The following is a 6,654-nucleotide window of genomic DNA, read 5'->3' as shown; positions in this document are numbered from 1 at the left end:
TCGACTTGCATGTGTTAAGCACGCCGCCAGCGTTCGTCCTGAGCCAGGATCAAACTCTCCAAACAAAACCAACAAAAACAAGCCCCAACCAACCACAAACAAATAGTCAGCCAGAACCCAAAGTCAGTACAACAGTCCAGAAAACCAGACCAGGCCCAACCCAACCCCACAACAAGGGCCAGGCAAACCAAAACAAAACAAAACCCCAACAACCACACACAACCAACATCATGCGCAGCCCCCAGGGCCATGGCATAAAAAACATGACACACTATCGAGTTCTCAAACAACACACCCACCGAGATTTAAGACCAGGAAGAGTTCCTTACTTGCCTCTCGAAGGCGACCGGACTAGCATAAGCAGGTTGTCGTTCGGGAATCAAACTCGGATCGCGTGACCCTGATCTCTGAACTATTCTGCTTTTTCCGTACCGGTAGGATCACTCCTTCCGGTTCGGCGTTTCCGCCGTCCGGTACCGCCGTCGAACCGTGCGGTTGCGTCGGCAGCGAGGAGTACTATAGCCAGGCCTGACCGCCTCCTGTCAAACGACTTTCGCGCGACCTGCGTCACACCTATGTTCCCAGGGTGTCAGGTCTGTTCTCCCCGCTCCGACGCCTGGCTTCACCACTGCTCCGCTCGGCATTGCGGGGCGCCGAACCACGCAGCCCCTCAGGAGGCGCGGGCGCGGGAGGCCTGGTAGGCGGCGCCCACGATGCCGGCCGTGTTGAGCAGCTGAGCCGGGACGATCGGGGTCTTGAGATCGAGCAGCGGCAGGTACTTCTCGTGCTTGCGGGAGACTCCACCACCGACGACGAACAAGTCCGGGGAGAAGAGCATCTCCACGTGGGAGTAGTAGCGCTGGAGACGCTTGGCCCACTTCTTCCAGGACAGCTCCTGTACGGTGCGCTGCCCGGCGGAGGCCCGGCTCTCGGCGTCGTAGCCGTCAATCTCCAGGTGCCCGAGCTCGGTGTTGGGGACCAGGGTTCCGTCAACAATGACAGCCGAGCCGATCCCGGTGCCCAGGGTGGTGACGATGATGGTCCCGGGCACATCTTTGGCGGCACCGAAGGCGACCTCCGCCAGGCCTGCGGCGTCGGCATCGTTGAGTCCGGTCACCGGCCGGCCCAGGTGCTCGCGCATGAGCTCGGTGAGATTGACGCCCGTCCAGGACTTGTCGAGATTGGCGATGAAGGGGACGGTGCCGTGCACGATCGGAGCGGGCAGGGCCACGCCAACCGGGACGTCGTCGCCCACCTCGAGCTGTTCGAGGAGCTCGCGGCAGACCTCGGCAACAGCTGCGGGAGTGGACTCCTCAGGGGTGTCGATGCGGACGCGCTCACCGATGAACGTGCCCGTGGCCAGGTCGACCAGGGCGCTCTTGACGCCCGATCCGCCGATGTCGATCCCGCATGCCACGGAAACTGCTGGTGCTGTCGAAGTCATGAGGTCCTCCTGGTACTACGCGTCCTCGCGGCCGCTGCCCAGCCTAGTGCAGGGACGGCGACCGCGAGGACGGTCGGAGGAAACGATGGCTACCAGAGACTCCAGCAGCGCCCCTCAGTCGCGAGTGCTCTCCTGGCGGGCGCCCCGGTAGAGGTACCACAGAGTGCCGACGAACAGCACCACGCCCACCCAGGGAGCGATGCCGGCGAAGCCCTCGGGCATGATGGCCAGCGGGTCCGCCTTACCACCGAAGGCCACGACGATCCCGGCGTAGACCACCCCGGCGAGGCTCTCGCCGACGATGAGGCCGGTCGCCATGAGCGTGCCCATGCGCTTGGCCCGCTCCGGGTTGGCGGTGCGCTCGGCCCAGCGGTCGTAGAGATGACCGAGAGCGGCACCGATCGGGATCATGACGGTGACGGCCGTGGGCAGGTACATGCCCATGCCGACGGCAAGCGGCGGCAGGGAGTACTTGCTGGTGCGGCGCAGGATCTCGTCGATGGCGATGACGACGGCGCCGATGAGAGCGCCCAGCCCCAGCAGGCTCCAGTTGAGGTCCCCGCCGAGGACGCCCTGGACCAGGTGCTTGATGAGGTTCGCCTGGGGTGCGGCCAGAGCGTCGTCACCGGCATCGGGGGCGCCGGCGAAGCCGAAGGCGCCCTGCATGAGGGTGAGCACCGGCGGGATGACGATGGCGCCGAAGACGACACCGATCACGAGGGCCACCTGCTGCTTCCACGGGGTGGAGTCGACGAGCTGGCCGGTCTTGAGGTCCTGGAGGTTGTCGTTCGAGATGGTGGCCACGCCGAAGACGACCGCGGTGACGAACAGGGTGTAGGCCACCAGGGTGCGAACGTCGTCGGGCGAGGAGGTCGTGGCGATGGTGCGCACGAGCGCGGCCGCGGTGACCGCCACGAGGATGCCGACGCCGGAGATCGGCGAGTTGGACGAGCCGATGAGGCCGGCCATGTAGCCGCAGACCGAGGCGACGACCAGGCCGGTCAGCAGGATGAAGAGGATGGAGACGATGATGAGGCCCGTGGCGTGGTGAGCCATGGAGGTCCCGTGCAGGAACAGCCACAGGAGCACACCGATGGGGAGCATGGAGCCGACGGTGACGCCGATGACCGTCTTCATCGACAGGTCTCGCTCGGTCAGGGGGATCTCCTCGCCGGCGTCGCGCTTGGCGCTGGAGGCCAGGGACTCGCGGATACCGGTGACGATGGGGCCGAGGATCTTCAGGAAGGTCCAGATGGCGGCGATGGCGATGGCGCCGGCGCCGACGATCCGCACCTCGCTGGCGAAGGTGGCGCCCACGAAGTCGGCGAGGTCCTTGTCGGCGACTGCCGTGCCCCAGGTGCGCATCGGGAGCAGCACCCCGTAGGAGATGAGCAGGCCGACGATCATGGCGATGCCGACGCCCACGCCGACCAGGTGGCCCACGCCGGCCAGCGCCAGGGACAGGGAGGTGCCCGCCATCGTGGCGCCGGCACCGACCCGGAAGACCCCGGAGATGTCGACGCTGATGGCCTTGAGGGCGTTGAGGAAGTACAGGGCCGCCGAGGCGATGGAGCCCCGCACGATGACACCCAGTCCACGGCTGGACTCCTCAGCCCCTTCACTGGTGTCGCCCACGCGCAGGACCTCGGCGCCGGCCACGCCCTCGGGGTAGGGCAGGTCGGAGTTGGTCACGAGCGCGCGCCGCAGCGGGATGGAGTAGGTGACGCCGAGGATGCCGCCCAGGATGATGACCAGGACGGTCTGGAGGTAGGGGAATCCGGTCCACCAGCCCACGATGATGAGCCCGGGCAGCACGAAGATGATGGCGGACAGCGTCCCGGCCGCCGAAGCGATCGTCTGGACGATGTTGTTCTCCTGGATCGTGTGATCGGAGAAGCGGCGCAGGATCGCCATGGAGATGACGGCGGCCGGGATCGAGGTGGCGAAGGTGAGTCCCACCTTGAGGCCGAGGTAGACGTTCGCCGCGGTGAAGATGAGCGTGATGATGCCGCCGATGATGATGCCGCGAGCAGTCAGCTCCTTGACCGGGCCGGAGCCGGCACTGGACGGCTTCGCCGCAGCGGAGCCGCGTGAGGTTGTTGTGGACATGGTGAGATCTCTCGAGGTCGGGATGATTCCGGGGCGAGAGTAGCACCGTGTCCGAAAACGATCGTTAACAGCTCATTCGATGCACAACGGATCAGGGCGGCCGTCGTCGGCCTCAACACTTCGACCGAATCTTCAGAAAAGACGCGGCTCCGGGTCTTTTCTGAAGATTCGGTCGAAGTGTTAGTGGGGCACGGGTAAAAGTAAGCGAAGTAGGACGTGAGCAGCGGGCGCGGCCGCCTCACTGCGAGGTGACCTCGACCTGCTGGCGGGTGTTCCACCCCATCTTGGCGCTGGTGACCATCCCCCAGACGCGCAGGGGACGCAGGATCAGTGCGGACCACAGCGTCGCCACCGGGGACAGGAGGAGGCTGGCGTACCTCTGGGGGCCGGTGGTGTCCGAGCGCCACACGGAGATGTACCGCGAGCCCTGCGCCAGCCCAATCGCCAGAGGCACCAGCACCACCGTCGGCGGCACACCGCCGCCCAGGACGAGCGGACGCCACAGCAGCAGGTAGACGAAGACCGAGATCACCAGCCAGATCTGCATCCACCCGGTGGCCTGGCGCCACCAGCCCCACGAGAGGACCGGCAGGAAGCGGATGCGCCAGAGCCCGCGGATGAAGGAGCCGCGGAACCAGCGCTCCTGCTGGCGGTAGTGGTGGCTCCAGCGATCGGGCATCCATGCGAAGGCGAAGGCCGAGGGCTGCTGGACGGTCCTGCCGTGCAGCAGGGCGAAGAGGGTCAGCATGGAGTCGTCGGAGAACTCCACGTGCCGCCCCAGGTAGCTCTCGCTCAGGTAGGTGTCGATGTTCTCGGCCAGGATGGAGCACCGGTAGGCGGCCAGGCCGCCGGAGTTGACCATGACCGAGCCGAGCTGAGACATGAAGGAACGGTCGATGAGCTGCTGGCCGACGAAGATCACGTCAGTGACCCGGGCGAGCAGGTTCTCCCGGTTGTTGATCGCCAGGATGACGCCGGCCACCGACATGACCCGGGGGTCACTGAAGGGCTGGACGATCTCATGGAGGGCCTCGGCGTCGAGCATGGAGTCGGAGTCGACGGTCACGAACAGGTCAGCGTCACGGATCTTCCTGAAACCGTGCACCTGCGCATGGCGCTTGCCCTCATTGGGGGTGCGCTGCCAGCTGGCGTAGATGCCGGCCAGCGCCGCCTGCCGGATGAACCAGTCCCGCTCTGCCACATAGGCGCCCTGGGTGGAGCCGTCGTCGACGACGTGGATCTCGGCCGGCGGCGAGCTCTGGTGCAGCAGGGCGGAGAGCATCCGCACCACGACGTCGGGATCCTCGTTGTAGAGCGGTACGAGCACGGCGACCCGATGCGCCTCGCCGCGGCCGATGACGCGCCCCTCGAAACCGGCCACCACGAGCTGCACGGCCACGATCACGAAGAGGACATCGAAGGTCCACACGATCCACGTGTCCAGGACGTGGTGCCGGCTGACCAGCATCCGCCAGCAGAGCCACCCCACCACGCCGAGGGCCACGACGACGGCGGGCAGGGGCCCACCGGCCCGCATGAGCGCCCGGGGCAGCCCGGTGGCGTCGGCCGATCGCTGAGCCTCATCCGGCGTCGTCACCGGGCTGCGCACAGTGACCACCCCACCGCGCCCTGCGCCCCGCCCCTCGCCGTGCTCCTCTCTGTGGACCGCCCGGACCACCCGGAGCCGTGTCCTGCGCTTGAACAGCAGCTTGACCGCGAAACAGGCCACCAGGATGACCAGGCAGACCAGCAGCACGAGCGGGCCGAAGGACCAGGTCATAGTGTCAGTCTTTCCGTATCGGGGTGGCGGTTCCGCTCCAGGAGGCGACGGCGCCTCAGGCCAGGGCGGGCGACTGGCTGCGCATGACCTCGGGAACCGTCTTGACGGGCAGGCCGGAGTCAGCCACTCGCCTCATGAAGCGCTCGAAGCTGTCCGCCTTGATCGACTCGGGAGCGCCGTCGGTCTGCTCGTCGATGCGGTGGAAGACCATGTGGGTCCAGCAGCGGTGCTCCCGGCAGCGGGCCAGCGCCTTCTCAACCTGGGACTCGGTGGTGTAGGAGCCGCAGTAGAAGACGCGCAGCCGGAACGGGTCCCCCGGCGCGAGGGTCTCCGGGGCGTTCTCGATGGTGCGCATCGAGGTGAAGTAGTCCTGGGAGGTGCGCAGCACGAGGTCGTTGTACCGCCCCATGGGCAGGGCGAAGTGGGCGGCGCCCTCTGGGTAGCCGTGCTCAAGGAGGAAGGACCTGATGGTCTCCAGCTCCCGACGCACCCCCGTCTCGTCGAGGGTGGTGAGGTCGGCGGAGGCGTGAGCGGCGATGTCCCAGCCGTGACGCTCGCGCATCTCGGCGAGCTGGTTGGCACTCATGCGGCCGGGCAGCCCGACCTTGTCAGCGATGACGTAGGAGGTTGCCGCGCCGATGCCGCAGTCCTGCAGAATCGCCCGGGCCGTCTTGTAATCGCTGTCGTAGCCGTCGTCGAAGGAGATGGAGACGATGCCGCTGGCGGCAGACGGCAGGGTGGCCAGGTAGCCGAGCCACAGGCGACTCGGCGCCGAGTCGGAGGCGGGGACGACCTTCAGGCGCACTCGCGTCACCCGGTCCAGCCGGGGGTGTCCGACGACGGAGCGCTCGGCGGCCCGGTTGACGGTCACCCGGCACCAGCTTCCGGTGCGCAGCGTGCGCATGTCGGGAGCCACGTCCAGGCGCAGGCAGTCCTCACCTTCCCCACCGAGCTCGAGCTGGATGCTCTCGATCTGCCGGTAGTCCTCGGCGCGCAGCCACAGGTCCCATTGGCAGTCAGTCATGTCAACGCCAGACAGGGCCAGATCCGCGCTGGTGGGACGGCGGGAGTCACCGGTGGTGGCGATCTCCAGCGACTGAGTCCCGTGGGAGTGGGTGGAGGTGTCGGGGCGGATGGAGCCATCCCGGGAGGAGAGGGTCCAGGCGCGCGGGTCCTGCATATCCGATAGCACCTGCGAGGGCGCCGCGGGAGGGCCGGCGGCCGGGGCCGGAGAGGCGTGAGCCGCCGTCTGCAGCTCAGGTAGAAGAGTGCTCGAGGCGGCCAGGGCGAGACCGCCCATCAGAAAGCTGCGACGCCTCAT

At 67.0% G+C, this 6,654-nt stretch carries 4 protein-coding genes and 1 rRNA gene; all 5 read right to left on the bottom strand.

Annotated elements, in window-relative coordinates:
- Positions 1-65: ribosomal RNA gene (locus tag AB7V09_RS09675) — 16S ribosomal RNA — on the bottom strand; the annotation flags it as partial.
- Between the two features lie 605 nt (positions 66-670).
- Positions 671-1,444 carry a polyphosphate--glucose phosphotransferase gene (ppgK, locus tag AB7V09_RS09670; protein ID WP_075415397.1) on the bottom strand — a complete coding sequence of 258 codons (774 nt, stop codon included), beginning with the start codon at positions 1,442-1,444 and terminating at the stop codon, positions 671-673.
- 114 nt (positions 1,445-1,558) lie between these two features.
- Complete coding sequence (locus tag AB7V09_RS09665; protein ID WP_419143614.1) at positions 1,559-3,553, bottom strand: OPT family oligopeptide transporter; 1,995 nt, start codon at positions 3,551-3,553, stop codon at positions 1,559-1,561.
- 238 nt (positions 3,554-3,791) lie between these two features.
- Positions 3,792-5,333 (bottom strand): glycosyltransferase family 2 protein, encoded by a 1,542-nt coding sequence (locus AB7V09_RS09660; RefSeq protein ID WP_419143613.1) that lies wholly within the window; start codon positions 5,331-5,333, stop codon positions 3,792-3,794.
- Between the two features lie 55 nt (positions 5,334-5,388).
- A complete protein-coding gene (locus tag AB7V09_RS09655; RefSeq protein ID WP_419143612.1) occupies positions 5,389-6,654 on the bottom strand; it encodes a polysaccharide deacetylase family protein in 1,266 nt (421 codons plus the stop codon).

The organism is Actinomyces sp. SKVG-SVH-4(1) (genome assembly GCF_048514265.1).
Taxonomy (GTDB): domain Bacteria; phylum Actinomycetota; class Actinomycetes; order Actinomycetales; family Actinomycetaceae; genus Actinomyces; species Actinomyces oris.
The sequence above is the reverse complement of the archived record's forward strand: the minus strand, read 5'-3'. Positions and strand labels throughout refer to the sequence as shown.

What these genes read in the sequence shown, in the direction of transcription:
- ppgK (WP_075415397.1), bottom strand. Translation starts at nt 1,444, where the DNA reads ATGACTTCGACAGCACCAGCAGTTTCCGTGGCATGCGGGATCGACATC.
- AB7V09_RS09665 (WP_419143614.1), bottom strand. Translation starts at nt 3,553, where the DNA reads ATGTCCACAACAACCTCACGCGGCTCCGCTGCGGCGAAGCCGTCCAGT.
- AB7V09_RS09660 (WP_419143613.1), bottom strand. Translation starts at nt 5,333, where the DNA reads ATGACCTGGTCCTTCGGCCCGCTCGTGCTGCTGGTCTGCCTGGTCATC.
- AB7V09_RS09655 (WP_419143612.1), bottom strand. Translation starts at nt 6,654, where the DNA reads ATGAGGCGTCGCAGCTTTCTGATGGGCGGTCTCGCCCTGGCCGCCTCG.